The following is a 25,977-nucleotide window of genomic DNA, read 5'->3' as shown; positions in this document are numbered from 1 at the left end:
GCGGCGCGATAGCAGCGCATCACTAGCCGATCGCGCTGAAACGGCGTGAAACTCCCGAGCAAAACAGAGACATTCAGAGGTACTCTCCATGAACAACATCTCCACATTACCTCTTTCCGGCAAGCGCGCGCTGGTCACCGGTGCGGCACGCGGTATCGGTGCGGCAATTGCGCTAAAACTGGCCGAGGATGGTGCCGACGTTGCGATCACCTATGAGAAGTCGGTCGAGAAAGCGGAAGCTCTCGTTGCCAAGATCCGCGCCATGGGTCGAAATGCGATCGCCATCCATGCCGATGCCGCGAGCACATCCTCCGCCATGGCTACCGTCGAACAAACTGTCGCTGAGCTCGGCGGCCTTGATATTCTCGTCAATAATGCCGGTGTCCTTTCCGCAAGTGATTTCTCCACGCAGCCACTTGAGGAGATTGATCTTCAGCTGAACGTCAATGTTCGCGGCGTCTTTCTGATCACCCAGGCAGCGCTGAAATACATCCCCAACGGAGGTCGCATCATCAGTACCGGCAGCAATGCGGGTCTGGCTGTGCCGTTCGCGGGGATCGCGGTCTATGCCGCGACCAAGTCTGCGCTGGAAAGCTTCACGCGCGGTCTCGCACGTGAGCTGGGCTCTCGGGAAATTACCGTCAATCTGGTTCGACCAGGTCCGATTGATACTGACATGAACCCTGCCGATGGCGCGCTTGCAGCCGCTATTCTGCCAAACCTGTCGATTGCTCGATATGGTAAAACCAGAGAAGTCGCTGAGGCCGTCGCCTTTCTTGCGGGGCCCGGTGCAGCCTACATCACCGGCTCAGGCATTCTCGTCGATGGCGGCATCAGTGCCTGAGCATTAATACGAGGCGGTGCCTCGCCGCTCTGTCCTGTAGGTGATAACGCGGAATTTGGGCGCGCATGGGCTGCGGAGTTCCCTCCGCTGCACTGTGCGCGTAAATTTGGCGAAGCGGGCGGCGGCCATCATCCAGGAATTTCTCCACTCCGTTGGTGGTTTTCCTGCGTTGCAATCGTACCTAGGTAGCAAATATGGGTGGCCTGGTTTCTGCTCAAGCGCCCGTTGAGCGGTAACATACCTAACGTATGAACATGGAGAAACATTTGAAGACCATCGGCATACTTGGCGGAATGTCCGCGACATCAACCCAGATTTATTACCGAGAACTCTGCAGGCTTACCCGCGAGAGCCTGGGAGGACTTCATTCTCCCGAGCTTCTCATACGGTCTGTCGACTTCGACGAAATCGAAAAATTGCAGGCATCCTCCGATTGGGACGCGGCGGGCCGAATCCTCAATGAACATGCTATCGCGCTGCAGCGCGGCGGCGCCGACCTCCTCATCCTTGCGACAAACACCATGCACAAGGTGGCGGACAAGATCGTGGGCGGGGTGTCGATTCCCTTCGTGCACATCGCGGACGCAACTGCAACCGCTATCGTCGACCGCGGTTTCCGGAGACCGGGTTTGATGGCAACCGCCTTCACCATGGAACAGACCTTCTATACCGACCGTCTCATCGCTCAGGGGCTGTCGCCAACGATCCCTGAAGCTGATGATCGAGCTGAAACCCATCGTATTATCTATGAAGAGCTGTGCCGCGACATCGTTCGCGAGGAGAGCCGCTTGACCTATGAACGGATTGCGCAGCACCTGGTCGACAAAGGCTGCGACTGTCTTATCCTCGGCTGTACCGAGGTGGGTATGCTGTTAAACCAGGATCACGTAGGCGTTCCCGTCTTCGACACGACCCTCATTCATTGCAAAGCCGCCCTTCAAGCTGCTTTACAATGACATGTTGTGTTCTGACGGTCGATCGATCGTGAGAACGGTGAGGGGCAATGGTCAAACCTGTTCGCCCAGGTGATGCCGGACCCACTTCGCTTCTTCCGATGCGGTACGCCCGAAATGCCGTCTGAAGTCGCGGCTGAATTGCGCCGGGCTGACATAGCCCACTGACGCCGCCACCTCTGCAATTGTTCCAGTCTGGCGGGCGATCATCAGTCTCGCTTCATGGAGCCGCATCGCCTTCACATATTGCATGGGACTTGAGCCTGTCAGCTCCTTGAAATGGACATGGTAGGAAGGAACGCTCATGCCCACCGCTCTGGCAAGGTCCGCGACGGTGATTTCAGAGCCGTAGTTTTTGCGCAGCCATGCCAGGCTCTCGACCAGTTTTCCCGACGTCCCTTTCCGCTGCAGGGCCGCGATCACTGCGCCGCCTTGCGGCCCTGACATGACCCGGTAATGCAGCTCACGCAGGATGGAGTGTCCAAGGACAGCGACCTCAACCGGACTGCCAAGCGCCGTGAGCAAGCGGAGCAGGACGTCTTCGATACTGCTATCCATCCTGCTCGAGAAGAGCCCTTTTGGCTTGACGCTTGCAGGACCGGCGAGTTTTTCGAGCTGCGTGGAGATCTCGGCCGCCATCTGCATGTCGAACTCTAAATAGACCGCGAGCAGTGGCCGCCGTGGACTGGCTGTAGATGTCATCCGGAAGGGAACGGGCACCGAAACGGCAAGATAGTGGTCTTCGTCGTAGAGGTAGATTTCCCCGTCCAGAATGCCGTGTTTGCTCCCCTGCAATACGAACACGGCACCCGGCTTATAAAGAACCGGAATGTCATTCAGCACTGCTTCCGTGCGTAGGATACGGATACAACCGAGCCCGGTCTGGTTGTAGCCAAGACGAGGAGCGAGTTGTCCGGCCAAGGCGGCACACTGGTTATCTGTAGAGGGCGGCGTTTTACAGTTCATAGGAATTGGCAAAACTCTAAAAGGATCCGCAATCGAACCCGCGTTGTCTCCAGACTATCTGTCACATCAACGGGTAATCAAGGAGTTTCAGAAATGTCGAGCAAAACGTTTTTCATAACAGGGGCGAACTCGGGCTTTGGGCTGGCCATCGCCACTGCCGCAATCGAAGCCGGTCACAGGGTCATCGGGACTCTCCGATCCGAAGCTTCGCGTGAAGCGCTGGCAAAGGCCCTCCCGGAACTGCGCCCGGTCCTCTGCGACGTAACCGATTTCGACCGCATCCCTGACGTCGTTCAGCAAGCGGAGGGCGAACACGGGCCAGTCGATGTGCTGATCAACAATGCCGGATACGGTCACGAGGGTGTGCTTGAGGAATCGCCGATCGAGGAGATGCGCCGCCAGTTCGACGTGAACGTGTTTGGCGCCGTTGCAGTCGCCAAGGCGTTTCTCCCGAGGTTCCGTGAGCGCCGAAGCGGCTTTATCGTCAACGTCACGTCGATGGGCGGCATGATCACCATGCCCGGCATCGCCTATTACTGCGGCAGCAAGTTCGCGTTGCAGGGTATTTCAGAAGTCATGCGTTTGGAAATGGCGCCGTTCGGTGTGCACGTAACAACCCTTTGCCCCGGCTCGTTTCGGACGGACTGGGCAGGCCGTTCCATGGTCCGCACAGAGCGTTCCATTGCTGACTATGATACCCTGTTTGATCCGATCCGCGAGGCGCGTCAGGCAGTGAACGGCAAGCAGCTCGGAAATCCGCAAAAGCTCGCCGACGCGGTGCTTACCCTCATCGAATCTGACAATCCCCCGCCGCAACTTCTCCTTGGCAGCGATGCGCTCAAACATGTAACGGCGCGGATCGAACGCCTGACCCAGGAAATCGAAGCTTGGAAGGGCGTGACTGTCTCCACGGACGGCTAACGCAACCCAAAAATTTGCTGTTGACGATCTGCCTACTAGAAGGTAGACAAGCTGCATGAGCAATCTTTCGACCACCTCGGACGACATTCTGGCGTCCACCCGACACCTTCTGATAAGCGGCGGCTACAATGGCTTCAGCTACGCCGATATCTCGGAGATTGTCGGTATCCGCAAAGCAAGCATTCATCATCATTTTCCCAGCAAGGTCGATCTGGTGCGTGAGCTGGTCAAGCGTTATCGGGAGGATGGCCAGGCAAGCGTGGCAGTCCTTGAGCAGAAGGTTCCGAATGCTCTGGACATCCTCAAGGCTTATGCAAACCACTGGGCTGCATGCATTGAGGATGCCAGCAGACCCTACTGTGTCTGTGCTATGCTTGCCAGTGAACTGCCATCCCTCCCCACGGAAGTCGCAACCGAGGTTACGAACTTTTTTCGCTTCATCTCCTCGTGGCTGGCTTCGGTCATGGAGCGAGGTTCCAAGCAGGGCGAACTGAGTCTTACCAGTGCGCCGCATGTCGAAGCCGAAACATTTCTGGCAACCGTCTACGGGGCAATGCTTTCGGCGAGAGCCAATGGGAAGCCGGAAGTGTTCTCAATGATACTCGAACCTGCCCTCAATCGTCTCACGCCGACGGTTTCTCACTAATCCTGCGTGGCAAGGCTACTCGGGTCAATCGCGTCAATCGCGTCAATCGAAACTACCAACTAGTAGGAAGATAAAAATGAGAAATACTTTCCCAGCCTTGGCCCTCGGGCTGACCAGCATCCTTGCTGTAACTGTCCTTTCGGCACCCGCATCTGCCGAAGATAAGAAAGCCGCGCCGATCCATGTCCGCGGCAGCATCGTCGACTACCAGGCGTCAACGCTCAAAGTGAAGACCCGCGAAGGTGAGACCGTCGACGTCGCCCTTGCCGACGAGTGGAAAGTCGCCAGCGTTGCCAACGCAAAGGTCACCGACATCAAGCCGGGCGATTTTGTGGGTATCGCATCATTGCCAAAGGCCGACGGCGGCGATGGTGCGCTTGAGGTCCTTATTTTCCCGCCGGCAATGAAAGGCACAGGCGAGGGGAGCTACGGTTGGGATCTGAAGCCCGACAGCAGCATGACCAATGCGACAGTCGCGGATGCCGTTAAAGGCGTCGATGGCCGGACTGTCACCGTGACCTATCATGGCAAGGAAAAGAAGATCGCCATTCCGGATGGGACACCGGTCGTGACCATCGCCGCGGCCACCAAGGATGATCTCGTTCCTGGCGCCGTTGTCTTCATCACCGCCGAAAAGACTGCAACAGGCCCTATCGCCCATCAGGTGGTCGTCGGCAAGAATGGCGTGGTTCCACCCATGTGAAGACCACGCCGTCACTGGCCGGAGCAGCCGCCTTACTGCTTCGGCCAGTGACTACAGATCGACGCTGCTTGGTGTGCAGCCGCTAATGCACAGATGAAAGACGCTGAGATGAGCGCAGACGCTTCCAATGACAATGTTCAATACCCTCGGACGATCTTTATCCGCCGCCACTCAGTTGTGACTCGGCTTACGCACTGGCTGAACGTGCTTTGCCTGGGCTTCCTTCTTTTGAGCGGGCTTCAGATCTTCAATGCCCACCCGGAGCTTTATTGGGGTCATTATGGCGCGAACGGCGACCCTGCCATCCTGACAATCGGCTCAGATGATGGCGGTGGTCAGCCGCGCGGTTTCGTTCGTATTGCCGGGCTGGAGATCCCCACGACGGGCCTGCTTGGCGTTTCTCAGGCTGATGGCGAACAAGTCTCACGCGCTTTTCCCTCCTGGGCAACCATCCCTTCATTCCAGGATCTTGCGGCCGGACGTCGCTGGCATTTCTTCTTCGCCTGGCTGTTTGTGATCAACGGCATTGTCTATCTCGGCTTCAGCGTGCTGAGCGGACATTTCCGCAAAGACCTCGCGCCAAAGCCCCATGAGATCTCGCCGCGCCACCTCGGCCGCGAAATCCTCGACCACGCTCGGCTCCGCTTTCCGGAAGGGGAGGAGGCCAAACACTACAACGCGCTTCAAAAGCTCACCTATCTGGGGGTCATTGTCGTTCTGCTGCCGCTGATGGTGCTGACAGGTTTGACAATGTCGCCGGGCGTCGATGCCGCTCTGCCGTCCCTTGTCGATATTTTCGGCGGACGCCAGTCCGCGCGCACGATCCATTTCATCACAGCGTCGGCGCTTGTCATCTTCGTCATCGTGCACGTGGCAATGGTGGTCCTTTCCGGGACCTGGAACAACATCCGCTCGATGATCACCGGACGCTATGCGATCCAGGAGAAAGGCCAGAAATCATGAGCAAGCTTTTCACCCGACGCCGCTTTCTCATCGGCGGCACGCTCGGGGCCAGCGCCCTTACTCTCTCGGGTTGCGACCTCTTGGACCAGAACGCAGACGTCGCAAACGTCCTTCGCTCAGCTGAGCATCTGACCATGAAAGCCCAGAGACTGCTTCAGGGGCGCGATTCACTGGCGCGCGAGTTTGACGAAAAGGACATTTCCCCCTCCTTCCGTGTCAATGGAACGAGTGCTCCCGACAGCGATGAATATGCGGAACTGTTGGAAGGTCACTTCACAAACTGGCGACTGAAGATCGACGGTCTTGTTGATCGGCCTCGAGAGATTTCGCTCATAGATCTGAAGGCGCTTCCTTCCCGCACCCAGATCACCCGCCATGACTGCGTCGAAGGCTGGAGCGCCATCGCCAAGTGGAGAGGCGTTCCGCTCGCCCATCTGTTGCGCCTTACTGGCGTCAAGCCGACGGCGCGATATGTCGTCCTGCATTGTGCCGACGAACTCGAAAAGACGCTCGACGGAAGCGGCCGCTATTACGAGAGCATTGATCTCATCGACGCGGTTCATCCGCAAACCATCCTCGCCTACGAGATGAACGGCGAGGACCTTAGCGTTGGTCACGGCGCGCCCTTGCGTCTCAGGGTCGAGCGGCAACTGGGGTACAAACAGGCCAAGTACATCATGCGCATCGAACTGGTCGACAGCTTCGCCGGCCTGTGGGGCGGGAACGGCGGCTATTGGGAAGATCGCGGCTACGAATGGTACGCCGGCATCTAAGGCCACCAAATGGCAAACCACAGGAAAACAATCCATGAGCCGACGCAAAGTCCAGAATGCGATGCCGATTTCAGCAATTGCACCTTCACGACAGGTCGAAATCAACCAAACCAGTTCGATCCTCTCGGATCCTGACGGCCGATGGGCGGCGAGGCACCAAGAGGCGATCAGCGATGCCTTCGAGAAAAGTGCGCGCATCAAGGGTTCCCACGGCGGCGGGGCAAAGGTTTCCTCTCAAGGCGGCTCGCATGACCTCGATAGTTCCGAGATGTCAGCCGGGAAACTCTCCGGCGAAAGCGATCGGATCGACCGTACTGAATGGGACGAGAACACCCTCTTCGGCAAGCATGTCGTCTTCATCTGACGACGCTAGCGCAAACCATCAATCAACCAGTTCAGAAAGTGGAAGAAAACAATGTCGCACAACCAGACCTCCCGTGCCCCGCGCGGCAACGACCAGTGGCTCAAGCAGTATTACTTTACCAGGGCGGCCTTCTCAGTGCTGTGGGTCGCGGCTGCGTTGACTGCCGGACGACATTCCTTTGCGGTGGCTGCCGCACTGCTGATCATCTATCCCGCTTGGGATGCAATCGCGAACGTTATCGATGCCGCAAGGAGCGGTGGTCTTGCCGCCAACCGGAGCCAAGCGATCAACGTCGCAGCGAGCTCGGTTATGACGATAGCCGTGATCCTGGCGTTGACAATGAACATGAACTGGGTTCTCGGCGCTTTCGGTCTATGGGCGATTTTTTCGGGGCTGTTGCAGCTTGGAACTGCCGTGAGGCGTTGGATAACGAGTGGAGGGCAGTGGGCGATGATTTTGAGCGGTGGCCAATCCTCTTTGGTCGGTGCACTCTTCATCTTTCAAGCGCAAATGCCGCAGGAACCTTCTATCTCAACGGTTGCGGGCTACGCTGGCGTCGGGGCATTCTACTTTCTGGTTTCGGCAATTTGGCTGTCGATCGCCCTGTCGCGTCGCAGTACGCAACCCATCTCGTAAGCGCTACCTCGCGCCAATGAAACCGCTTGGAAGATATTCAAATGATGACAGATGATGCGGCAGGGCAACTTGCATCGGAGGACCATCGACAACCTGGATTCAGCTCTCCTCTATATCCTGGCCGAACGCTTTCGCTGTACCGAGCAAGTCGGCCATTTGAAGGCTAAGCAGGCGTTGCCGGCAATCGATAATGAGCGAGAGCGACGCCAATTGGATCGACTGATGAGCATCGCTAGTGATGTTGGCCTCAGTGGGCACTTTGTCGAACGGCTGATGACAATGATCGTGGGTGCTGTGGTGGAGCGGCATAGGGAGATTGCGGCCAAGAAGTAAGTTGTCTGTCGCGCCTGTGCTACCGCAGCCGTGGATCGGAGTGGAAAATCGATCTTCTTTGGGCGGCTTACCATGCAGCGGTTTTTGTGAGGTGGTCCGAGACGGTCGCGATAAACGCCCGAAGACGCTGAAGACGTCGCAGGTCCCGGTGATATCCCATCCAGATGTCTCGCGCCGGCGGGGGCTTAGGTAGTTCCAGTCTGCGGATACCCGGGATCTGATTGCCCACGACGCGGGGCAGGACGGCGATCCCAACGCCCTGCTTGCACATTCGTGCCTGGACGTTTCGGTTGTTTGATCGCAGCACGGGTCTCGCGTTCGGGAAACTCTCGGCGAGCCAGGCTATGTCGGGGAATTGCCCTGTCGAAGTATCGTGGGTGATCAGCCGGAAACCTGTCCCGTCGCCATATTTAGGGTCAGGCGACTCCTCGGCGATGTAGACGTCGTATTCGAGCCTGAAGAGCCGCCGTTGAATGACATCTGCAGTGTCGAACGGAACGATGCGAAAGGCGACGTCGGCCTCCCTTTGGGCGAGGTTGAACAGGCGAGTGCCGGTCAGGATTTCGACGTCTACATTGGGGTAGGCTTTCGAGAATTCTGCCAAAATGGGAGGCAGGACATAAGCCCCGAACCAGTCTGCTGATGAGATGCGCAGATTGCCTTTGAGATTTTGCTCCTGCCCGGCGAGCCGGCGCTCCATGGCAAGCGCGCCTTCTTCCATCTGCTCGGCCAGGGCGATGATCCCATGGCCCTCCTCGGTCAGCACGAGACCGTCCGCGGTCCGCTGGAAGAGCGTGTGGCCGATCGCCTCCTCAAGGGCACGCAGCCGTCTGCCGACGGTGGGATGGCTTGTGTGAAGAGCACGTGCAGCGCCGCCGAGCGTTCCGGATCGCGCAACCGCAAGGAAGATTTTCACGTCACTCCATTCCACGGCCAAGCCCTAACAAAAATGAACATTGAAAATACAAAACTGTCACTTCAAGTACAAATCTAAACATCTAGATTCAAGTCAAATTTCGAAAACAAGCGGAGAAACGTCATGAGAACTTGGTTCATCACAGGCTGCTCGAGCGGCTTTGGACAACGGCTCGCGGTCGCTGCAGCACAGCGGGGCGATCAGGTTGTCGCTACTGCCCGAAACGTCAACTCGATCGAAGACATGGCTCGGCCATTCGACGGCCGTATGATCACCTTGCCGCTCGACGTGACAGATGCGGCGGCGGCAAATACCGCGGTCGCAAAGGCCGTCGAGACATTTGGGGGTTTTGACGTGCTGGTGAACAATGCCGGCTACGGACTGTTTGGGGCGCTCGAGGAGGGCACGCCCGAAGAATATCGACCGATGTTCGAGGTGAACGTTTTCGGTCTTATCGAAACCACCAGGGCAGCCTTGCCTGCACTGCGACGTTCGGGCGGAGTGATCGTCAACATGTCTTCTGGCGCAGGGATCGCGGGCAGTGGCGGCGCAGCATATTACAATGCAGCCAAGTTTGCGGTTGAAGGGGTTTCCGAAGCACTCTCCGGCGAGCTGAAGCCGTTCGGCATCCGAGTGCTGATCGTCGAGCCTGGGCCATTTCGGACCGACTTCCTTGGACGTTCGATCACGATGGCGGCCAAAGAGATGCCGGAATACGCCGCAAGTTCGCGCAGGCATTATCGCGAAACCAATAACGGCAACCAGGCAGGCGATCCCGACAAGGCGGTTGCAGCGATCCTGAAGGCGGTCGATGCGGATGAGGCTCCGCTTCATCTGCCGCTCGGCCCGGTAGCGCATTCGATCGCTGAGCGGAAGTTGGCTTCGTTTCGCCGTGATGTCGAAACCTGGCGCGACATCTCGATCGCGACCGATTTCGATCAGCCCTGAGCTGATCGTTCTTTAACATCAACATCGACGGGAAAGAGTTATGATCCCAACATTGGAAGGGTTTGCCCAGCAGCTGGTGCGGGTCAATGGCATCAAGATCAATGCCGTAACGGGAGGCTCCGGCCCGCCGATCCTTCTGCTTCACGGTTGGCCGGAAACCTGGTGGGAATGGCACCACGTCATGCCGCTGCTGGTCGAACATTTTAGCGTGGTGGCGATTGATCTGCGCGGTGCGGGTTTTTCCGACTGCCCGCTTGACGGCTATGACAAGGCGACGATGGCGCGCGACGCGCACGAAGTAATGCTCGCCCTTGGGCATAATCGCTATGCCGTGTGTGGCCATGACATTGGCGGAATGGTCGCATTGCCGCTGGCCGCTATCTATCGAGATTCGGTTACTCACCTTGCTGTCCTCGATGTTCCGCTTCCTGGCTGGAGCCAGTGGGAGGCGACGACGGCAAAGATCTGGCACTTCGCGTTCCATGCCAATCGGAATCTGCCGGAACGCCTGATTTATGGCCGCGAATATGACTATGTTTCGGCCTTCATGGCGGAGCGGTTTTACGATCACAGCACCTTTAATCCTGAAGACATCGACATCTATGCGAAAGCCATGGCCCTCCCTGGCCGCACGCGCGGTGGCATGGAATGGTACCGCACACTGACCGCCGACCATGTGGCCGCGCTGGAATACAAGAAGCGACCGCTCCGGATTCCGGTTTTAGGTCTCGGCGGGGAGCAGCGTTTCGGTGCTCATATGGTCCCGATGCTCAATGAGTTCGCCACAGATGTTACGGGCGGCTCGATTGCCCGCTGTAGTCACTATGTGGCGGACGAGCGCCCGGGTGAAGTGGCCGCTGCTCTCATCGATTTCCTCAAGGCCAAGTGAACTCTGCGATCCGGGCACATTGAGCCCGATCGCGTTCATCGATTCAACGAGAAAGGAAAACTGTCATGACTGCACCTCAAATTCGCGGCGTCAATCACATCGGCATCACAGTGCCCGATATCGAGGCAGCAAAATCGTTCCTGGTGGAAGCTTTTGGCGGCCAGGTGATCTACCAATCGTTCGGGCCGCAGGATCCGGCCAGGCAGGGACCCGAGTTCGAGCGGGCCACTGGTGCTTACCCCGGAACGGTCGTGCGTGCGCAGGCGATGGTCAAGATCGGTACCGGGCCTGACATCGAGCTCTTCGAAATGCACGGTCCCAAGCAAGCGCAACCGGTTACACCGAGCGACTTCGGCATTACCCATTTTGGTGTCTATACCGACGACATCGACGCATCGGTAGAGCGCTTTGAGAAGGCCGGCGGAACCCCCCTTACGGCGCCACGCGCTATTCCGTACGCAACCGAAAAAGGGGACGGAAACAAGGTCTGCTATTGCCGCACGCCGTGGGGCACGATGATTGAGTTTATCACAACGCCCGATCGCATGGCCTATCATGACCAAACGGATCTGCGCAGGTGGCAGGACGAGAAATGAGCGTGAGCTTCGATACCACGTTATCCCGCCGCAGCCTCCTGTCGCTTTCGGCGATGGCTGCGGCCTCCGCTCTGGCGGGGTGCGCCTCCACCGCTGGCACCGGTTGGATGGTGGGGCGACAGTCGACGCCGCTCCCGGATCCGATCGGCCCTGTCCACATCGCAGCTGTACCGACAGATGCCGAATTGGCTGTCATGTACGGTCCTATCGAGGATGGCGGCTTTCTGATCCCGGCGGTTCCCTACAAACAGATTGATTCGCGCTACTATCGCCAGCAGGTCCTCGACCCAACTGGCGAGGCGCCCGGCACCATCGTCGTCGACACCCCCTCCCGCTTCCTCTATCTCGTCCAGCCGGGTGGGACCGCGATGCGCTATGGTGTTGGCATCGGCCGCGAGGGCTTTGCCTGGCAGGGCAACGGCGTCATTAAGTGGCGTCAGAAATGGCCCCGCTGGAAGCCGCCGAACGAGATGGTCGCGCGTCAGCCGGAACTGGCGAAGTATTCGATCGAGAATGGTGGCATGGAGCCGGGCCTGAAAAATCCGCTCGGTGCGCGAGCGCTCTACATCTTCGCCGGCGGCCGGGACACGCTCTATCGTCTGCACGGCAATCCGCAATGGCGCTCGATTGGCAAGGCCGTTTCGTCAGGCTGTGTGCGCCTGCTCAACCAGGACATTATCGACCTCTATGAGCGTGTGCCGATCAAGGCGCCAATTGTCGTCAAGCAGTAAGCGCAAGCTATCACCACCGTCTCTCCCTGGATAGAGGAGAGACATGTCCTTCAGGCGATTTCAAAGCCTCAGTTAATCCACGCACAAAACTCAAGGAACTACCGACCATGTCGAACTTCAGTAAAGTGGCCGTTTGCCTCGTTGCCGCGCTTTTGTCTTCCGTAGCCGTAACAGCCCCAGCCTTAGCGGACGCGCGCAACATCGTCCTTGTCCATGGCGCGCTCGTGGATGGTTCGGGCTGGCGCGGCGTTTATGACATCCTGACCCGCGACGGCTACAATGTCAGCATTGTCCAGCAGCCACTGACAAGCCTCGACCAGGACATTGCAGCCACGATGCGCGTGGTCGATCAGCAGGACGGAGATGTCGTTCTCGTCGGTCACAGCTACGGAGGCACGATCATCACGGCAGCAGGTGATGATCCTAATGTCAAGGCACTTGTTTATGTCGCAGCGCTCCAACCTGAAAAAGGTGAAAGCACAGCACAATTGCTCCAGTCTATGCCGTCACCCACCAAGGATATTAAGCCGTCGAAGGATGGGTTCCTTCTTATAGACCGGTCAAAGTTCGCTGCGGATTTCGGGGCAGATCTGCCCAAGGATCAAGCCGAGTTCATGGCCCGGTCGCAAATGCCTGTCGCCGTCGTCGCCACCGATACACCGGTTTCGGCCGCAGCTTGGCACGAGAAGCCCAGCTACGCAATTGTAGCGAAGGACGATATGACGATAAACCCCGACCTGGAGCGCTGGATGTACAAGCGTGCCGGTTCAACGGTGACAGAGGTAGAGGGCAGCCACGCTATTTACATCTCTCAGGCGGCTGCAGTCGCAAAGGTTATCGAGGAAGCAGCCAAAGCTGCCAAATAGCGGCGGCATGCATTATGCAAAAGGCGCGTGTCTCGATCAACTTGCTAGCTGCGTCACGTCCGGGACGTGATGCAGCATTTTTGAGACACGTACCGGCGCCCGGGAAAGAGCCGTGCCGGCGGGCGAAGTCAAGGACTGTCCGACATCGCTGGCGTTTGTACTTTTTCATCCAACGGTGCTTAAAACTTCGCGACGCTTGTATCAGTGCCGCTAGCAACCAGCAAAGATTGCGAGGACCACTATGGATCGAGAGATCATTATACCCGACGAGATGCAGGAGATCGTCAGCCGAGCCGGCTATGCTCCCGCGGTTAAAGTCGGAGACACAATCTACGTCGTCGGCCAAGTTGGGCGGACCAAGGATCTCAATATTATTCGCGATCCTTCAGAGCAATTCAGAGCTATGTGGGACAATTTACGAATTGTCCTCGAAGCCGCTCAATGCACGTTCGATGACATCGTGGAAATGACAAGCTATCACGTCGAAATGTCCAAGCACATGGACGTGTTCCGGACTGTCAAAAACGAGGTGTTTCCGAAGGGAACCTATGCGTGGACCCGGATAGGTGTCTCTGAGCTCGCGCACCAGGGGCTCCTCGCTGAGGTGAAATGTGTTGCCGTAAAGCGATGATGGAACCTATTTGTCGCGAACGAACCCCTCCACGCTGAGCATATAAGCACAAGCAAAGACAGGTCGGTACTCGAATGCGAGCGATTATGTCCGGGACCTGATCCGCAGAGACCAAGCGCGTACGGATAAGATTGCCGAGATGCAGCGATTTGTCGACGACGGAATCAGAAGCGGAGTTGGGAGCCGTTCAACGGAAGAGTTGTTTGCTTTAGCCACTTCTCGAGCTGACATCAGCCGCGGACGCGCTTAATGCCATTTAGCCTATCTGTCCAAGCGGAAGAGGATATTATTTCCATTGCGGAAGAAGGCATCCGCATCTTCGGAGCACTAGTCGCCAGACAATATCACGATGAGCTTTTTGCCTTGCTCGAACTCATCGCCACCAACCCAAGAATGGCACGCGAACGCCATGAGATTTATCCTCCTGTCAGGATCCATCCTTTCAAGGCTCACCCTGTCGTGTACCGCATCACTGAAGACGGGAGCGTATTCGTCATCCGCATACGGCACAGCCATGAAGATTGGGCGGGAGATTCTTTCTAACCAACCACTTCGCCGAATTTATAACATATTGGTCGTAAGTGCGAATCTCATCAAGGCGACAGCATTACAATCTGCGAAGGCTTAGGCAGCTATGCGCGCCCCATTTCGGTTGTTCCTGCCAATAGTCTTGGCTCCAACCAGCGCACGTTGCTCGGCTAGATCGAGAGGTATCCTGCGTAGCCCGAGATTAAGGACCCCCCATTTCAGAGCGTTGCAGCCTCCCAGTGTGGAGCAAAAGGTGGATCAACGTAGCGCACCTCCTTCGGCAGAGCCGCGATAGCCGCGCGGTCCTCCTCGTCGAGGTGAATATTGAGCGCATCGAGATTGGCTCGCTGGCTGGAGGGGCGAGCGGCTTTGGGGATAGCGATGACGTTTTCCTGATCCAGAAGCCAGGCTATGGCGATCTGGGCTGCGGTGGCGCTGTGCTTCTCACCGATCCTAGCGAGAACGGGATCCTTTGCCGCCCGGCCTTGCGCAAGCGGCGCATAGGCGGTCATCGGAATACCCCTGCGGCGAAGGTAGTCCAGCATCGGCGTCTGCGACAGGAACGGATGATATTCCACTTGATGAACGGCGATGGGGGCGCCGATTTCCTCGATCGCATGCCGGATCATGGGCAGGTTGAAGTTGCAAACGCCGATGGCGCGCGCCAACCCTTCCTCCTTCAGTTTGGTGATGGCGTCGAGCGTGGCGCTTATGTTCATCTTCGCTGATGGCCAATGCACGAGGAAGAGATCGATATGGTCGAGGCGAAGCTTGCCGAGGCTCGTATCGAAGGACCGTCGCAGGGCATCGGGGGAGAGCTTGTCGTGCCAGACCTTGGTGGTGACGAAGAGGTCAGCGCGGTTTATGCCGGAGGCCGTGAGCGCCGCGCCGACGGAGGCTTCATTGTCATACATGGCGGCGGTATCGACGTGGCGAAAGCCGAGTTCAAGCGCACTTTCGATCACCGGTCGGGCGGCATCGCCCGGCATCCTGAAAGTCCCCAGTCCTAACCGGGGTATAGCGACACCGTGAGTCTCAATCGTTTCCATGATCAAACCTTTCGAGTTGCGAGGGACGCGACGGCAGAGGCAGAAGCCGTCCCCCGCCCGTTCTCCCGGCGCGTTCACGCGGTCTCGCTCGCCGCTGCTTGCCGGACCAGCGCTTCGATCACCTGCGCAAGCGACGTCTTGCCCCTGACACGGTTTCCGCCGTCGGCTTTGAAGTCGATCCAGCCTTCGTTGAAACCGTCGAGCATACGCATGCGCGGCTGCGGGTGACGCGTACCCTGGGCACGGAATAGGCCGTCCCAGCGTTCCCGCGGGACGATCTCCACCCGTACCGGATGCCCGAGCACTATCGCGAAGGCATTGGCGAGATCGTTGGGGGAGACCCGTGCCGGGCCTTCCAGTTCCACCACCCGCTTGCCGATCCATTGCTCGCGAATAAGATCTGCAGCAAGCTCGCCGATATCCTGCGTCGACACCATGGCGAAGGTCTTGTCGGCAGGCTGGAGGAAGCTGTGGAGCACGCCTTCGTCGCGCGCCGCGACCACGTCCCAGACCGCATTTTCCATGAACCAGCCAGGCCGCAGGAAGGTGACGTGAAGATCGAGGTCGCCGAGGGCTTTTTCCAGCATCGTCCTCTGGCTCAACAAATTGTCGACTTCCGCGTCGGCGCCGATGGTCGAGAGGCAGACGACCCTTTCCGGGCGGGCAGCAAGGAGAGCGGTCGTCAGCGCCTCATTCTGCTTTGCCGCTTCCGGATAGCCGGGCGCCGGATCGAACTCCGACGGCGGTAGGATGAAGACGCCCTTGGCGCCCTTGAACGCGTTGGCGAGCTTTGTTGCGTCGCCCATGTCGGCAAAGGCGATTTCGCAACCGCGCTTGCACCAGATTTCCGCCTTGGCGGGATCGCGCAGCACCGCGCGGACCGGTTCTCCGGCTTCGATCAGGGCGTTCGCAAGCGCGCCGCCGACCTTGCCGGTAATTCCTGTAATCGCATACATGATATGTCTCCTGGTGTTCAGGTTGGGAATGGATCAGGCGAGGCCGTCGTAGAGACTGCGCTCGAATGTGCCGTAGAGCTGCACGACCTTTTCGTCGTAGAATGGGAGAAGCTGGGTGAAGATGGCGCCGGTCACCTGCCGGGCCGGGTCGAGCCAGAAATAGCAGTTGAGCAGGCCAGCCCAGGAAATGCTGCCGACCGACCGACCGTTCGGACCGGGCAGCGTATTGATGTCGAACGAGTATCCCCATTTGTGGGGTTCACCGGGAAACTGGTCGAAGCTCTGCGAATAGGCGGGTTGGGCCGTCGTCATGGCGCGCACGTCGAGGTCGCCGATTTGGTTTCGCATCATCGACGCGACCGTTTCCGGCTTCAGCACGCGCACGCCCTTATGGGAGCCGCCGTTCAACAGCATCCGCAGGAAGGCCATGTAGTCGCGTGGCGTGCTGAAGGCGCCGCCGCCGCCCAGGAAGAATTCCGGCCGTTGTGGCATCTCAAAGGGCGCGGGCGTCAGTCCGCCGTCCGCGTTCCTCTTGTGGAAGGTGGCGACCCTGGCCTTCTGCTTGCTGCCGATCAGGAAGCCTGAATCGGTCATGCCGAGCGGAACGAAGATGTTTTCGCGGAAATAGACCTCCAGCGACTGGTCGCTGACCGCCTCCACCAGCTTTCCGATCCAGTCCATGCTGATGCCGTATTGCCAGCGATCGCCGGGATCGAACTCGAGCGGTGCCAGGAACCCACCGTTTTTGCAGGTCGCTATGTCCGGCATTCCTGTAACCTGCTGATAGCGGGTCAGCGCATCGCTCCAGATCGAATAGGTATAGCCGGAGGTGTGGGTGAGCAGGTGCCGCACCTTGATGGCCCGCTTGGCCGGGCGCAGGCGCGGCTGGCCATCGCCGTCGAAACCCTCCAACACCATCGGATTGGCGAGTTCCGGCAAATGTTTCGCCGCATCGTCCTCGGGATCAATCTTACCCTGCTCGATGAGTTGCATGCAGGCCGTGGCGGTGAAGGCCTTCGTCATCGATAACAGCCAGAACACCGTATCGGCGCGCATTGTCGCTCCGGTCACTGTATTGGCCTTTCCGAAGGTCCCTTCGTAGATCATGCCGTCCGGTCCCGCGGCTGTGGCAACGATCCCTGCCACGGTTCCGTCCCGAACGGCCTGCTCCATCGCCATGTCGATCGGTTTGAAATTTCCGGACCGCGCTTGCGGTTTGGCTGTCAGCGCATGAGCCGGCGTATTTGCAGCGACTGTACCGGCTGCCAGCAAGAGGCCGCCGCGCGCCAACAGGCTTCTGCGTGAGATCGCATTCATGGATGAAGTCCTTCTCTGCAAGGCCGGAGATTTCCACGGTTCCGGCATGCCGCTGGCGCCGCGCGGGCGCTAAGTAACTATTTACGGGATGAAGAAAGATGATTCACGCGCATTAAAATCAAGGATAAGATGACTTCAAATCATCATGACAAGACGGTCGGCGAAGACCGACCTTGCGGCGGAGAGGTGCATGAGTTTCGACACGCGGCTGCTGACCGGGGTCGGCGTTTTCGGGGCGGTGATGGAGGCGGGCAATTTCGTGCGGGCCGCGGATGTTCTCGGCCTCACGCCATCGGGGGTAAGTCGTGCGATAGCGCGACTCGAGCAACGCGTCGGCGTCAGGTTGTTCGACCGCAGCCCGCGTAAGGTTACGCTGACGGAAGAGGGCGTCCGCTTCCATGCCAGGATAATGCCGTTGCTGGCCGGGCTGGAGGAGGCGGCCTCCGAAGCCGCCGGTTCGGCGGCGTTCGTCGGTGGGCGGATCAGGGTTTCGATCGATCCCTGGTTCGCGCGCATGGTGCTGGCGCCGAGGATCGGTGAGTTTCTAGCGCTCTATCCCGCCCTGACGCTCGATCTGACCACCAGCAACTACCGCGAAGAGATGATGAGCGGCGCTGATGTCGCCGTGCGTTTTGGTCCGCCGGACGAATCCTCGCTGATCGCGCGCAAACTGCTGGACGTACCGGTGCTGACCTGTGCCGCACCAGGCTATCTCGACCGTCACGGAGTTCCAGTCACGCCCCACGACCTGATGCGCCACGATTGTATTCTCTTTCGCGACCCGCAGACCGGGCGACCGTTCACCTGGGAATTCCAGGGGGATAACGGCGCCATCGAGATCAAGGTGGCCGGGCGGTTGGTCATGGACGATCCCTCCGCTGCGGTCGCGGCCTGTCTCGCGGGGCAAGGCATATTCCAGAGTTTTGCCATCGGCCTCGACGAGTGGCTTGAGAGCGGGGCGCTCACGACGATCCTGACGGAATGGTCGGGCGAGCGGTTTCCACTTTACGCCTATCATCCGTCACGCCACATGCCGCCGGCCAAGGTGCGGGCTTTTCTGGATTTTGTTCAACGAATCGCGGTGACATAGCGCGGGGTGCATTCTTGCCGCTTCGCACGATTGGTGTTGCATACCGGCCGTAAGAGCCGGAGGGGAGTAGATCAGTCCCCGATGACGGGTCAAATCCGCGCACCAGTTGGGATCGTGCCGCAATGCTGTTCCCAACGAACAGTGCTTACGGTTCGATTCCGTTCAAGGCATCGGAACCGGAAATGGCCATTACGCGGAAATAATTTCCGCTTCCGGCGGGTGCACGGGTTCACATCCTGTCGCACGACAGTTTACCGGACGACCATCTTTATTACTCAACAGCGAAATCGGTCGACACCGAGACGGTGCGCTATTCGGAGAGAATGGCAGGGCTTCTGTCGCTCGCAGTCCTCGTGTCCACGATACTGCTCTCGACCGACGTGCTTGTGAGGGCCGCCGCGCGCTCACGCAAGCGGTGACATGCGGAAGCACCAAGTGAAAAGATCGCCATAGATCGATGTCAGCCAGGCATCACGATCTTGATGGGACGCGTCCCGACGGGTTCGCCCGTGGTTCTATCGATCATAACCGGCTCGATTTCGGTGCCCAAGCCTTCATCGAAGAAGCGGGTGAACTCGCCACCGCCGCGATGCTTTCCGCCCCAGGCCGCGAGCGCGAAAAGAACCGGGAGAAAGTCCCGCCCTGCATCGGTGAGGACATACTCGTCGCGAGGTGGGCGTTCCGAGTAGCGGCGCTTTTCGAGAAGTCCTTCTTCCGTCATGGCCGCCAGACGTGTCGCCAGCGGTGTCGGCGCAATTCCGAGGTTTTTGCGAAACTCGTCGAACCGCGTGGACCCGGCGTGGGCGTCGCGCATGATCAGCATGCTCCATGCATCGCCTACGAGAGCAAGGCTCCGGGCAATGAGGCATGGCTGGTCCGAAAGATTTTTCATGTGGATCTCATTTTGGTAGTGACTTACTCTTAAAATGATAGTAACCATTTATCCATCGACATTCCAGCGTAAATTTCTGTTGGCCGTCGAAAACAGCCGGTGCCCAATCCCCATCAGGAAGACGACGATGAAGTTCTATCTCTGCAAATACATACCCCCGCGCCCGGATTTCCTCGCCACGATGACGACCGACGAAAAGACTTGGATGGGCCGGCACGGCACTTATCTCGACAGGCTTCTCGGGGAAGGTAAAATCGTGGCGCACGGGCCTGTCGTGGACCCCGCTGGCGGTTACGGCGTCTCGCTTTATCAGATTGAAGACGACGAAAATATCGAGGCGCTGACATCGCTTGACCCGATCGTGCAAAACGGCGCTGGCCACTACGAGCATTATCCCATGCTTCACATCAAGCATCGCGGCTGAGTCCGCAAACCCCATGTCTCCTCATGCCACCAATTATCGGCCGTCACGCGACCGACGGAAGGAACCTCTATGGCCATCGCACTCATTACCGGAGCGTCCAGCGGTATCGGCGCCGTCTACGCACGACGGCTAGCCGCCCGGGGACACGACCTCGTTCTCGTCGCCCGGGCGACCGATCGCCTCGAAACGCTGGCCGCCGAACTTCGCCAGGCATATGGCATCGCCGTCGAGAACATCACGGCCGACCTTACAGACCCGACGCAACTCGGCACGGTCGCCGAACGCCTGAAGGCAGAGCCGTCTATCGACATTCTCGTCAACAACGCCGGGGCAGGATTGCTCGGCGGATTCACGTCGGCCGATCCTGCGGCGATGGAAACACTGCTTCGTCTCAACGTCGTCGCTCCGACGCTACTGGCTTCCGCGGTAATCGCGGGCATGGTGGAGCGGGGCAGCGGGTCGATCGTCAACATCGCCTCGGTGCTGGCGCTTTTACCCGAATATTCCCACGGCATCTATGCCGCCACCAAGTCCTATGTGCTGACCATGTCGCAGAGCCTAGCCGCAGAAGTCTCTTCCAAGGGCGTATACGTCCAGGCTGTCCTGCCCGCCGCGACACGTACGGAAATCTTCGAGCGGGCGGGAGGTGACATCAACCGTGTCCAGAACCTGATGGAAGTGGAAGACCTCGTCGACGCGGCGCTTATCGGGTTTGACCGGAAGGAGCTGGTGACGATCCCGCCCGTGCCCGACGTCGCCGCATGGGATGCCTTCGAGCAGGCGCGTGGCGTCTTGGCCGCAGGCTTTAGCAACTCCGAACCCGCCGCGCGATACCGCTCCAACTCATGACACTTCGACCTCGCGGGGACCACTTGCAACTCCCGCGCCATCAACACCGCCCTGTATCGGGCGAACGAAAGGAATTGAAATGAACACGAACAATCGTAGCGTCGCCGTCGTCACTGGCGCGGCATCCGGGATCGGTCTTGCCACGGCCAAGGCTCTGGTGTCGGCCGGCTACCAGGTCTTTGGAACCAGTCGGAAGGCGAGGACGGGGACGGTCGCGGGGATCACGATGCTTGAATGCGACGTGACCGACAGCGCTTCGGTGGCTGCAATGGTCGCCGAAGTCGTCAGCCGCACGGGCCGTATCGACATCTTCGTTAACAACGCGGGCGGGGCCCTCATCGGTGGCGCCGAGGAATCATCCGTTGAACAGGCGCAGGCTATCTTCGATCTCAACGTCTTCGGGATCGTCCGGACGACTAACGAGGTCCTACCGATCATGCGCAGGCAGCGTAGCGGGCGCATCATAAACATCAGTTCGGTGGTTGGCTTCATTCCCAGTCCGTTCAGCGCGCTTTACACCGCCACGAAACATGCCGTCGAGGGTTACTCGGAGTCTCTCGATCACGAAGTCAGATCGCTCGGTATCAGGGTCCTCCTGGTGGAGCCTGCCTTTACGAACACGGCGCTTGACCACAACGCGAAACAGCCCGACCGCATGACGAGCGTCTACGATGCGGGCCGCAAGACAACGGAAGCCGTGTGGAACAGTGCCATCAAGGCAGGCGATGCGCCGGAGCTTGTCGCGGAAGCCGTCGTGAAGGCGGCGACAGTAAAGTCTCCGAAGTTGCGCTACCCCGCCACCAAGGCGGCGCGGCAACTGCATTTCCTGCGACGCTTCGTACCCGCAAGCGCGTTCGACAAGAGCCTGCGCGAGCAGATGAAGCTGCCTGCCTGACGACGGTGGCACTCGGTAAGACGCCTCCTGACGATGGAAACGTCTTCAACTCAGCGACGATAGTGGATATCCGAGGGCGTTGTGGGCAGTGAGATCTGTCGGTTGATCCATGGCTATCGGCGGAACTGGGCCGGGTTGCTATGCGCGAAGCCGCATAAGCAGAAGTTGATGGAGCGTTTTCGCCGGGGGTAGTCGGTCCCGCCTTCCGCGATTCTCTAATCGGCGGGTTGAGGTCAAGCGCGCTTTCGCGCTTACTCAAAGCGAAACGAGTTCGAGCAAAGTCCAATTTCGCCCATAGCGGACAAAGAGTGCACCTAACATTTTCACTCCGAAGGTCGCGAATTCAAGTGGCGGCCTCTTCGTTGAGCCGCCGCTTGTTGGGCTATCGCCTCCACGACCCCTCTGGGAGTTCCTTATCCCGTTCCGCCGCAGCGAGTGCCGCAATGACACCGTCCTTATCGAGCGGGATGCAGTAAGCGGGCTTGGCCCGCTCAAAACGCCAGCTATCAGCGAGGGGCCCGACGTCTACAGTATCGAACCCGAACTCCGCTTGTAGGGTGGTCACAATCACCTTGTTGGCGGCATCGTCACCCCCAATCGGCAAGGCACACTTAGCTCTGTTTGGAAGTGCAACAGGATCGAGGAGGTCGTTCTCCAGAATGGCGTTGAACGCCTTGATGATCGTCGCCGCTTGGAAATGGTTTGCGATCAGTTGCGACGTTTTCGTCTCGCGCCGGTCGAGGGCATCGATACTGCCGTCCCTATCCGGGTAGTAGTTGTTCGTATCGATGACGATCATGCCATCTAGGAACTGCGGTGCAAGCTGCGAACGGCACTGTGAGAACCATCACATCGCTGGACGAGGGCACGTCGGTTACAACAGCGGCCTGACAACCAATTTCGGCCGCTGCCTCGCGCAGGGGTTCTGGTCCGCGCGAATTGCTGAGCGTCGCGGTATGTCCGTTCGCGACTGCAAGCCGGGCCAATGCCTTACCGATGTGCTCGGCCCCGGTGAAGCCAATCCTCATGCCTTGTCTTCCTGCTCGGCAGGCAGGTTGCCAGGCGGATAGGAGCGGACTTTTAAAGAAGGGTGTATTGTGGGGGTGCTTCCAGTTTCGTTGCCCAGATTGTCTCAGTAGAGGAAACAAAATTGATCTGTAAGAAGATCTTTTAGTCTCATATGATCCCTATTAGCGGCATTTAGTTTGACATGACCAGATGCTGTGAGATACGTAAACATATCATAATAGGAAAGATGAATCGTTAAGGTATCATATGAAGTCGGATTCGGAGGCTCTTCAGGACATAGGGCGGCTGCTTAAGACGTCGCGCAAGACTTTGGGCCTCACCCAGGAGCAGGTTGCGGATATGGCGGGTATATCGCGACCGCGGTTCCGCGAGATTGAGGCTGGAGCCAGCGCTGCCCGTACGACCACTCTGATCAACATTGGTCGTGCGCTTGGTCTGGAACTGATGCTCATCCCTCAAGCGATGGTCCCGGCGGTTGAAGCTTTACTGCAGCCAGGTGGCGCCGAAGATGACCTTCCTGCTTTCGTCGCCAGTCCTGATGGTGATGGCAATGTCTGATGCGCCTCTTGATCCAAGATCTATAACCTCACTGGACGTGCTGCTGAATGACCTGAAGGTCGGCATGATCGTGAGGACGCCGGGAGACTTCAACGCGTTCAGCTTTGAGGAGAGCTATCGACAGACGGGTGGTTTCCCAGTGCTCAGTTTGTCATTTCGCGCGGCACATGGGGGTTTGCGGAAGGACCCGAAGCCTGTCGCAAGGGCTTTGCCATCGTTCTTTGCGAACCTTCTTCCAGAGGATAAACTGCGCGAGGCGATGGAGAAGCACCATTCAGGCAGCGTGCGAGCAGGAAATGATTTCGACCTGCTTGCAACACTCGGATCGGATCTGCCGGGGGCTGTCCGAATTGTGCCGAGCGAAGGCAGCGTTGTTTGTAATGAGTGTTTGACACTCTCGAGACCGAAGGCCCGGTTTTCGCTCGCCGGCGTGCAAATGAAACTCTCCGTCATCAAAAACACAGGCAAGGGCGGCGGTCTGACGATCCCCTTAGGCGACGAGCAGGGTTCATATATCGCCAAGTTTCCATCGACATCATTTCCCAGTGTCTCGGAAAACGAATTTGCAAATCTCGCATTGGCCGAAGCGATTGGTATGGACGTGCCGGAACGCGAGCTCGTGGAACAATCGCAGTTCGAGGGTATCCCGGAGGAGTTTGAGACATTGTCCGACGGCAAAGTCCTCCTCGTCAAACGTTTCGATCGCGTTGCCGGTGGTGAACGCATCCATATCGAAGATTTCGCACAGGTATTCGGCGTCTATCCGTCTCGAAAATATGAGGGGGCCTCATATCATGATATCGCTGTGGCTATTGGGGTCGCCGTTTCTTCAGCTTCAGCCCTCGAGTTCGTCCGACGACTGGCTTTGGCAGTCCTGACAGGCAATGGCGACATGCACCTCAAGAATTGGTCGCTGATTTATTATGGGAAGGGCAACAAGCCGGCACTCGCCCCAGTCTATGATGTACTCTCGACAGTCCCTTACATTCCGTCGGACGCCATGGCACTGTCGCTGGCCGGTGAAAGGCCGTTCAAGGCAATGAACGCCCAGCGATGGAAAGTCTTCGCGCATCGTGCGCGACTGCCTGAAGCTGCTGTGCTGAAGGCTATTACGGAGACCGTCGAGCGCGTCAACCAGTCTTGGTGGTCTCTGCCTGAACGAGTTGTTCTACCCGATAGAGTGTTGGAACGGATTGATGCCCACATCAAGCTGATGTCGCCGATCCTCGGCACGTGCGCGAATTAGCAATTGGTGTTTTTGCGTAACTCGTTAGCAGTCTCATAGCCCACCAAAACCGATAGGGTCGCTGGTTCGAATCTGTTCAAGAGCTGTAATTGCGACCTCATCATTAGTTTGACAAACTTTGCCATCAGCGAGTATGTTGAGGCATTAAGGAGACTCGAATGGCGACGATGAATGTATCCCTGCCAGACCCCATGAAAGAATGGGTTGAAGCACAGGCCAAGACTGGTCGATACTCGAATGCGAGCGATTATGTCCGGGACCTGATCCGCAGAGACCAAGCGCGTACGGATAAGATTGCCGAGATGCAGCGATTTGTCGACGACGGGATCAGAAGCGGAGTTGGGAGCCGTTCAACGGAAGAGTTGTTTGCTTTAGCCACTTCTCGAGCTGACAGCAGCCGCGGACGCGCTTAATGCCATTCAGCCTATCTGTCCAAGCGGAAGAGGATATTATTTCCATTGCAGAAGAAGGCATCCGCATCTTCGGAGCACTAGTCGCCAGACAATATCACGATGAGCTTTTTGCCTTGCTCGAGCTCATCGCCACCAACCCAAGAATGGCACGCGAACGCCATGAGATTTCTCCTCCTGTCAGGATCCATCCTTTCAAAGCTCACCTTGTCGTGTACCGCATCATTGAAGACGGGAGCGTATTCATCATCCGCATACGGCACAGCCATGAAGATTGGGCGGGAGATCCTTTCTAACCAACCACTTCGCCGAATTTATAACATATTGGTCGTAAGTGCGAATCTCATCAAGAGCACGATGCTGGCAGCGCGGTTATGATGGCCACTCGCGGTCCGCACGCAATGATCGCTTCGCACCCCACATCCGGCCATTTTGAGTCTGCTGCACCCGGCTGAAGTTTGTGTTGAGGAAGCGCCTCGGGAAATACAAGTATACATGGGCTACCTGTGCGCATAAAGATATCGACATGGATGGATTGTGAAGGTGCGTATCGTCATGGAATTAGATCCGATTTGCTTCTCCTCGGACTGCGCCAGCAGGACACTCTTCGATCAGATCGCCGACAAGTGGTCCATGATGGTTCTGGCGGTTCTGTCGGACGGACCTCATCGGTTCAACCTCATCCGTAAGCGTCTGGAGGGCGTGAGCCAGAAGGCTCTGACACAGTGTCTCCGCAAACTGGAACGCAACGGCCTCATCACTCGTCGCATCGTGTCCGTATCGCCGGTGGCTGTGGAGTATGAGATCACCAAGCTGGGCCAAACACTGCAAAAGCCGTTCGGCGAGCTTCACCGGTGGACACTGGACAAGCTGCCGGAGGTCAATGCAGCGCGAGAAGCCTTCGACGCCCGACGATCAGATGACGGTTTCAGCGGTATTCAGCTGGGAAAACGCGCTGATTGAGCCCAACCAAGACGGCGACCAGGTATCCTCATGCCTACCAAGGCGATTTAAGGTGCCTGATTGACAGCAAGTCTACAACGTATACCTAGGCG

Annotated in this window: 34 protein-coding genes and 1 pseudogene; 27 read left to right on the top strand and 8 right to left on the bottom strand. The window is 58.1% G+C overall.

Annotated features, from left to right (window positions below):
* The first annotated feature begins 88 nt into the window (after positions 1–88).
* Together AC1DCP_RS24410 and AC1DCP_RS24405 are read left to right on the top strand one after the other, a co-directional pair.
* Entirely contained in the window at positions 89–844 is a 756-nt protein-coding gene (locus AC1DCP_RS24410; protein WP_476774730.1) for an SDR family oxidoreductase, read from the top strand.
* 266 nt (positions 845–1,110) lie between these two features.
* Positions 1,111–1,800, top strand: a complete 690-nt coding sequence (locus AC1DCP_RS24405; protein ID WP_065689103.1) for an aspartate/glutamate racemase family protein — start codon at positions 1,111–1,113, stop codon at positions 1,798–1,800.
* A 51-nt stretch (positions 1,801–1,851) separates the two neighbouring features.
* On the opposite strand, the gene AC1DCP_RS24400 is transcribed toward AC1DCP_RS24405, so the two are convergent.
* Positions 1,852–2,763, bottom strand: coding sequence for an AraC family transcriptional regulator (locus AC1DCP_RS24400; RefSeq protein ID WP_065689104.1), 912 nt, complete (start codon positions 2,761–2,763; stop codon positions 1,852–1,854).
* Positions 2,764–2,856: 93 nt separating this feature from the next.
* On the opposite strand from AC1DCP_RS24400, the gene AC1DCP_RS24395 reads away from it, so the two are divergent.
* The 8 genes from AC1DCP_RS24395 to AC1DCP_RS24360 all read left to right on the top strand — a co-directional run bounded on the left by AC1DCP_RS24395 (position 2,857) and on the right by AC1DCP_RS24360 (position 8,102).
* Positions 2,857–3,684 carry an oxidoreductase gene (locus AC1DCP_RS24395; RefSeq protein WP_065689105.1) on the top strand — a complete coding sequence of 276 codons (828 nt, stop codon included), beginning with the start codon at positions 2,857–2,859 and terminating at the stop codon, positions 3,682–3,684.
* 55 nt (positions 3,685–3,739) lie between these two features.
* Positions 3,740–4,330 (top strand): TetR/AcrR family transcriptional regulator, encoded by a 591-nt coding sequence (locus AC1DCP_RS24390; RefSeq protein ID WP_003519161.1) that lies wholly within the window; start codon positions 3,740–3,742, stop codon positions 4,328–4,330.
* A 76-nt stretch (positions 4,331–4,406) separates the two neighbouring features.
* The gene (locus tag AC1DCP_RS24385; protein WP_065689106.1) at positions 4,407–5,033 is read left to right on the top strand and encodes a hypothetical protein; all 627 of its coding nucleotides are present in this window, start codon (positions 4,407–4,409) and stop codon (positions 5,031–5,033) included.
* Between the two features lie 108 nt (positions 5,034–5,141).
* The gene (locus tag AC1DCP_RS24380; protein WP_080850538.1) at positions 5,142–5,996 is read left to right on the top strand and encodes a cytochrome b/b6 domain-containing protein; all 855 of its coding nucleotides are present in this window, start codon (positions 5,142–5,144) and stop codon (positions 5,994–5,996) included.
* Positions 5,993–6,769, top strand: a complete 777-nt coding sequence (locus tag AC1DCP_RS24375) for a molybdopterin-binding protein (RefSeq protein WP_013637168.1) — start codon at positions 5,993–5,995, stop codon at positions 6,767–6,769. The genes AC1DCP_RS24380 and AC1DCP_RS24375 overlap by 4 nt, the downstream gene beginning before the upstream one ends.
* A 34-nt stretch (positions 6,770–6,803) precedes the next feature.
* Entirely contained in the window at positions 6,804–7,133 is a 330-nt protein-coding gene (locus AC1DCP_RS24370) for a hypothetical protein (RefSeq protein ID WP_080850536.1), read from the top strand.
* Positions 7,134–7,184: 51 nt separating this feature from the next.
* Positions 7,185–7,769, top strand: a complete 585-nt coding sequence (locus AC1DCP_RS24365) for a DUF308 domain-containing protein (protein WP_173998372.1) — start codon at positions 7,185–7,187, stop codon at positions 7,767–7,769.
* 51 nt (positions 7,770–7,820) lie between these two features.
* Positions 7,821–8,102: a chorismate mutase gene (locus AC1DCP_RS24360; protein WP_476774729.1), complete on the top strand. Its 282-nt coding sequence runs from the start codon at positions 7,821–7,823 to the stop codon at positions 8,100–8,102.
* Between the two features lie 67 nt (positions 8,103–8,169).
* Here the strand turns inward: AC1DCP_RS24360 and AC1DCP_RS24355 are convergent, their stop codons facing one another.
* The gene (locus AC1DCP_RS24355) at positions 8,170–9,033 is read right to left on the bottom strand and encodes a LysR substrate-binding domain-containing protein (RefSeq protein ID WP_173998374.1); all 864 of its coding nucleotides are present in this window, start codon (positions 9,031–9,033) and stop codon (positions 8,170–8,172) included.
* A gap of 108 nt (positions 9,034–9,141) precedes the next feature.
* Here AC1DCP_RS24355 and AC1DCP_RS24350 point away from each other — a divergent pair, with 108 nt between their 5' ends.
* The 8 genes and pseudogenes from AC1DCP_RS24350 (at position 9,142) to AC1DCP_RS24315 (ending at position 14,222) form a co-directional block, all read left to right on the top strand.
* Positions 9,142–9,966: an oxidoreductase gene (locus AC1DCP_RS24350; protein ID WP_080850531.1), complete on the top strand. Its 825-nt coding sequence runs from the start codon at positions 9,142–9,144 to the stop codon at positions 9,964–9,966.
* A 40-nt stretch (positions 9,967–10,006) separates the two neighbouring features.
* Positions 10,007–10,855, top strand: coding sequence for an alpha/beta fold hydrolase (locus tag AC1DCP_RS24345; RefSeq protein WP_080850529.1), 849 nt, complete (start codon positions 10,007–10,009; stop codon positions 10,853–10,855).
* Between the two features lie 65 nt (positions 10,856–10,920).
* Entirely contained in the window at positions 10,921–11,451 is a 531-nt protein-coding gene (locus tag AC1DCP_RS24340; protein WP_080850527.1) for a VOC family protein, read from the top strand.
* Complete coding sequence (locus AC1DCP_RS24335; RefSeq protein WP_153793619.1) at positions 11,448–12,182, top strand: L,D-transpeptidase; 735 nt, start codon at positions 11,448–11,450, stop codon at positions 12,180–12,182. The genes AC1DCP_RS24340 and AC1DCP_RS24335 overlap by 4 nt, the downstream gene beginning before the upstream one ends.
* A 107-nt stretch (positions 12,183–12,289) precedes the next feature.
* Entirely contained in the window at positions 12,290–13,048 is a 759-nt protein-coding gene (locus AC1DCP_RS24330; RefSeq protein ID WP_173998378.1) for an alpha/beta fold hydrolase, read from the top strand.
* A gap of 241 nt (positions 13,049–13,289) precedes the next feature.
* Entirely contained in the window at positions 13,290–13,679 is a 390-nt protein-coding gene (locus tag AC1DCP_RS24325; RefSeq protein ID WP_013637179.1) for a RidA family protein, read from the top strand.
* 46 nt (positions 13,680–13,725) lie between these two features.
* Positions 13,726–13,929, top strand: a pseudogene (locus tag AC1DCP_RS24320) (ribbon-helix-helix domain-containing protein); the annotation flags it as partial.
* Positions 13,929–14,222: a type II toxin-antitoxin system RelE/ParE family toxin gene (locus tag AC1DCP_RS24315; RefSeq protein WP_081308669.1), complete on the top strand. Its 294-nt coding sequence runs from the start codon at positions 13,929–13,931 to the stop codon at positions 14,220–14,222. The pseudogene AC1DCP_RS24320 and the gene AC1DCP_RS24315, both read left to right, overlap by 1 nt.
* 203 nt (positions 14,223–14,425) lie before the next feature.
* Here AC1DCP_RS24315 and AC1DCP_RS24310 read toward each other — a convergent pair whose 3' ends face one another.
* The 3 genes from AC1DCP_RS24310 to AC1DCP_RS24300 form a co-directional block, all read right to left on the bottom strand.
* Positions 14,426–15,256, bottom strand: coding sequence for an aldo/keto reductase (locus tag AC1DCP_RS24310; protein WP_476774728.1), 831 nt, complete (start codon positions 15,254–15,256; stop codon positions 14,426–14,428).
* A 74-nt stretch (positions 15,257–15,330) separates the two neighbouring features.
* On the bottom strand, positions 15,331–16,212 hold the full coding sequence (locus AC1DCP_RS24305) for an NmrA family NAD(P)-binding protein (protein ID WP_173998382.1): 882 nt from the start codon (positions 16,210–16,212) through the stop codon (positions 15,331–15,333).
* Positions 16,213–16,245: 33 nt separating this feature from the next.
* Entirely contained in the window at positions 16,246–17,529 is a 1,284-nt protein-coding gene (locus AC1DCP_RS24300) for a serine hydrolase domain-containing protein (protein WP_173998384.1), read from the bottom strand.
* 190 nt (positions 17,530–17,719) lie between these two features.
* Here AC1DCP_RS24300 and AC1DCP_RS24295 point away from each other — a divergent pair, with 190 nt between their 5' ends.
* The gene (locus AC1DCP_RS24295; RefSeq protein ID WP_421459920.1) at positions 17,720–18,619 is read left to right on the top strand and encodes a LysR family transcriptional regulator; all 900 of its coding nucleotides are present in this window, start codon (positions 17,720–17,722) and stop codon (positions 18,617–18,619) included.
* A gap of 460 nt (positions 18,620–19,079) precedes the next feature.
* Here the strand turns inward: AC1DCP_RS24295 and AC1DCP_RS24290 are convergent, their stop codons facing one another.
* Entirely contained in the window at positions 19,080–19,511 is a 432-nt protein-coding gene (locus tag AC1DCP_RS24290; protein ID WP_421459922.1) for a winged helix-turn-helix transcriptional regulator, read from the bottom strand.
* Between the two features lie 127 nt (positions 19,512–19,638).
* On the opposite strand from AC1DCP_RS24290, the gene AC1DCP_RS24285 reads away from it, so the two are divergent.
* The 3 genes from AC1DCP_RS24285 (at position 19,639) to AC1DCP_RS24275 (ending at position 21,679) form a co-directional block, all read left to right on the top strand.
* Entirely contained in the window at positions 19,639–19,935 is a 297-nt protein-coding gene (locus AC1DCP_RS24285) for a YciI family protein (protein ID WP_025591176.1), read from the top strand.
* Positions 19,936–20,004: 69 nt separating this feature from the next.
* A complete protein-coding gene (locus AC1DCP_RS24280) occupies positions 20,005–20,784 on the top strand; it encodes an SDR family NAD(P)-dependent oxidoreductase (protein WP_476774727.1) in 780 nt (259 codons plus the stop codon).
* A gap of 79 nt (positions 20,785–20,863) precedes the next feature.
* Positions 20,864–21,679 (top strand): oxidoreductase, encoded by an 816-nt coding sequence (locus AC1DCP_RS24275; RefSeq protein WP_476774726.1) that lies wholly within the window; start codon positions 20,864–20,866, stop codon positions 21,677–21,679.
* 382 nt (positions 21,680–22,061) lie between these two features.
* On the opposite strand, the gene AC1DCP_RS24270 is transcribed toward AC1DCP_RS24275, so the two are convergent.
* Positions 22,062–22,478: an NADPH-dependent F420 reductase gene (locus AC1DCP_RS24270; RefSeq protein ID WP_421459928.1), complete on the bottom strand. Its 417-nt coding sequence runs from the start codon at positions 22,476–22,478 to the stop codon at positions 22,062–22,064.
* Positions 22,441–22,707 (bottom strand): NAD(P)-binding domain-containing protein, encoded by a 267-nt coding sequence (locus tag AC1DCP_RS24265; protein ID WP_202961869.1) that lies wholly within the window; start codon positions 22,705–22,707, stop codon positions 22,441–22,443. The genes AC1DCP_RS24270 and AC1DCP_RS24265 overlap by 38 nt, the downstream gene beginning before the upstream one ends.
* A 247-nt stretch (positions 22,708–22,954) precedes the next feature.
* Between AC1DCP_RS24265 and AC1DCP_RS24260 the strand changes: the two genes are divergently transcribed.
* From AC1DCP_RS24260 to AC1DCP_RS24240, 5 genes are all read left to right on the top strand, one after another.
* Positions 22,955–23,266: a helix-turn-helix domain-containing protein gene (locus AC1DCP_RS24260; RefSeq protein ID WP_421459929.1), complete on the top strand. Its 312-nt coding sequence runs from the start codon at positions 22,955–22,957 to the stop codon at positions 23,264–23,266.
* Positions 23,259–24,512 carry a type II toxin-antitoxin system HipA family toxin gene (locus AC1DCP_RS24255; protein WP_476774742.1) on the top strand — a complete coding sequence of 418 codons (1,254 nt, stop codon included), beginning with the start codon at positions 23,259–23,261 and terminating at the stop codon, positions 24,510–24,512. Before AC1DCP_RS24260 ends, AC1DCP_RS24255 begins: the two co-directional genes overlap by 8 nt.
* Before the next feature lie 158 nt (positions 24,513–24,670).
* Positions 24,671–24,925 (top strand): type II toxin-antitoxin system ParD family antitoxin, encoded by a 255-nt coding sequence (locus AC1DCP_RS24250; RefSeq protein ID WP_421459931.1) that lies wholly within the window; start codon positions 24,671–24,673, stop codon positions 24,923–24,925.
* On the top strand, positions 24,925–25,218 hold the full coding sequence (locus AC1DCP_RS24245; protein ID WP_173998507.1) for a type II toxin-antitoxin system RelE/ParE family toxin: 294 nt from the start codon (positions 24,925–24,927) through the stop codon (positions 25,216–25,218). Before AC1DCP_RS24250 ends, AC1DCP_RS24245 begins: the two co-directional genes overlap by 1 nt.
* Positions 25,219–25,477: 259 nt before the next feature.
* Positions 25,478–25,885 (top strand): winged helix-turn-helix transcriptional regulator, encoded by a 408-nt coding sequence (locus tag AC1DCP_RS24240; RefSeq protein WP_080802563.1) that lies wholly within the window; start codon positions 25,478–25,480, stop codon positions 25,883–25,885.
* Positions 25,886–25,977 lie beyond the last annotated feature (92 nt).

The organism is Agrobacterium sp. 10T429 (assembly GCF_056393925.1).
Note: the sequence above shows the minus strand (reverse complement) of the source record. Positions and strands in the feature narration are given on the sequence as shown.